Below are 1,799 nucleotides of genomic sequence, written 5' to 3'. Positions count from 1 at the left end.
GGGGCTGTGAAATAACATCCCTATAAAAACAAAAGAGGATCTCTTGCTCGAATGAGCAGGCGATCCTCTTTTTGTGTTAAAATTTTACATAGCACATGAAAAATTCAAACATACATTATTTTAAAACAAAACAGGCTATTTTGCCACTATTTATTTCAGATTATCTGGATATCTGTGATCCTGTGCTGGTTTTTGACAGATTTATGGAGGAAATCGATTTGGAGAAATACCTGAGAAATGTTCCAGCTCACGTTACCGGACGTATCAGGTACAACCCGACCAGCATGTTGAAAACAATTTTATTCGGATTTATGACAAATGGATATATCTCGCTCCGCGAGCTCGAAGATTGCTGTAAAGTCAATCTTCGCTTTATGTATCTCATGGAACATGAGACTCCATCTTACCGCACGTTCGGCTATTTTATCGAAACTATGCTCAAACCATCCGTTGAGGAATTATTCAGCGATATTAACAAGAAAATCTTTGCCAAAGATCATGTGGATTTGAGCCATCTGTATGTCGACGGTTCGAAATTTGAAGCAAATGCAAATAAATACAGCTGGGTATGGAAGAAAGCGACGGAAAAATCCAGATATAGACTTTTTGAAAAAGTCACGGCGTTACTCGATGAAATCAACCAGGACCTTGCCAGCTTTAGCATAAAAATTGATACGAATTCCGAATACGTTCCTGCGTACCTAAGTGAAGTAACGGATCGGTATGCCAAACTCTATGAAATAGATGAAACAAAATTTGTCCATGGAAAAGGCCATCGAAAAACACCACAGCAGCGCTATTACGAACGACTTCAGGAATATACAGCGAAACTCAAAGAATATGTTGAAAAGATAACCGTTTGTGGTCCAGACCGGAACAGTTATTCCAAAACAGACCACTGTGCCACATTCATGCGGATCAAGACAGATTATATGGGCAACGACCAGCTCCTACCAGCCTACAATGTTCAATTTGGCATTGCGGATGAATACATAGCCGTAGCTGACGTAAATCAATACCGTTCAGACATGGATTGTTTCGTTCCTTTACTAGAGAAATTTCAGGCTACTTACGGATTTTATCCAAAGTATCCTGTCGCAGATGCAGGCTATGGTTCATACAACAATTATATTTACTGCGAGCAACACGGAATGGAAAAATACATGAAATTCACGATGTACAAGAAAGAAACTACGAACGCGAAGTATCGAGATAATCCGTTTCGGGCAGTGAATTTCAAGATTGACGAAGAAGGCACACTGCGTTGTCCGACTGGACAGGCATTTCATCTGCAGTACAGAAGAAATGTAAAAGGAAATCGATACGGACGACAGGAGGAAGTTTACCAGTGCGAAAATTGCACGGATTGTCCGTACGCCGCCGTGTGTAAAAAGACGGATAAAAATCGGACAATTCAGCTTAACCAGGAATTAACCTCGATGCATCAAGAAGTAGTGAATAACCTGGAAAGTATTCAAGGAGCACTTCTTCGTATGAATCGCTCCATTCAATCCGAAGGTACTTTTGGGATCATGAAAAATAACCGCTGGTACAAAAGAATCGTTCGAAAAGGCATGGAACAAGTACGTTTAGAGATTTTCCTGGTTTCTATTGGGCACAATCTTTATAAATACCACAATAAAAGACTACGCTTGAAAAAAGCCGCATAAACTGTAAAAAAACAGTTTTTATGGGGAAAGGGGCTGTATACCCTTTTTTAGTAATTGCCTACTTGAGACCTCAATACGAATAGCAAAAGAGGCTGTGGACAAAATGATTACTCATTTTGTCACAGCCCC

Annotated in this window: 1 protein-coding gene; it reads left to right on the top strand. The window is 40.0% G+C overall.

Annotation, left to right across the window (positions count from 1 at the left end):
- Positions 1-218 precede the first annotated feature (218 nt).
- Complete coding sequence (locus EDC37_RS12165; protein WP_243642196.1) at positions 219-1,670, top strand: transposase; 1,452 nt, start codon at positions 219-221, stop codon at positions 1,668-1,670.
- The last annotated feature ends 129 nt before the right edge of the window (positions 1,671-1,799 follow it).

The organism is Pectinatus cerevisiiphilus (assembly GCF_004341685.1).
GTDB classification, from domain to species: domain Bacteria; phylum Bacillota; class Negativicutes; order Selenomonadales; family Selenomonadaceae; genus Pectinatus; species Pectinatus cerevisiiphilus.
This window is presented reverse-complemented; position numbering and strand designations above follow the sequence as displayed.